This window comes from Blautia sp. OM07-19 (genome assembly GCF_003481595.1).
Classification (GTDB): Bacteria; Bacillota; Clostridia; order Lachnospirales; family Lachnospiraceae; genus Blautia_A; species Blautia_A intestinihominis.
This window is the reverse complement of sequence record NZ_QULA01000038.1, coordinates 1-790: the sequence shown is the minus strand read 5'-3', so window position 1 is coordinate 790 and position 790 is coordinate 1. Positions and strand designations below refer to the sequence as shown.

Genomic DNA, 790 nt, shown 5'->3' with positions numbered 1-790 from the left:
AATTCTTTTTTGCAGGAGAATGATTATGGAACAAAGTACGAGCTGGGAAATGCACAGATGTTTGTGATCGAAGGGATGGATAAAGTCCGGGAAATGATCGAAAAGAACAGAAAACGAAAGCTTGTAAAACATAAAAAGCTTTCAAATAACCGTATTATAGAGATCGATAACTGTTCACCGCTTGAAATACGGAAACTCCAGAACAATCTCACGATGATCGCAGACAACGAGGAAATCGAATTCGTTTACGGAAAAGTAAAAAGAAAACCTGCACTTCAACAGCTGCATGAGGAACTGGAACAATGCGAAAAACGACTGATGGAATATAAAGAATGCTTTGAGATCATGGGAAAAAACAGAAACAGTTATTCCAAAACAGATCTGGAAGCGACTTTTATGCGTATGAAAGAAGATCACATGCTGAACGGACAGTTAAAGCCAGCATATAATGTTCAGATCGCGGTAGAGAATTATTATATCGTACATGGATATGTAAGCAGCGACCGCATCGATTATAATACCCTGATCCCGGTCCTTGAAAAACATAAGACTGCTTTCGGGAGTATTCTGGAAGAAGTAACTGCGGACAGCGGGTACTGTAGTGAAAAAAATCTGCTTTATTTAAAACGGAATGAAATATCCAGTTATATAAAACTGCAGGATTATGAAAAGCGAAAAACACGCGCTTATTCAGAAGATATCAGTAAATATTACAACATGAGGACAGGGATCTTTGAAGATGAACAGTTCTATATCTGCCATGACGGACGTGAACTGCGGCATCTCAGGA

1 pseudogene is annotated in these 790 nt (G+C 38.9%); it reads left to right on the top strand.

The features are described 5' to 3' along the window. Window positions 1-790: pseudogene (locus DXC01_RS20765) on the top strand (IS1182 family transposase); the annotation flags it as partial.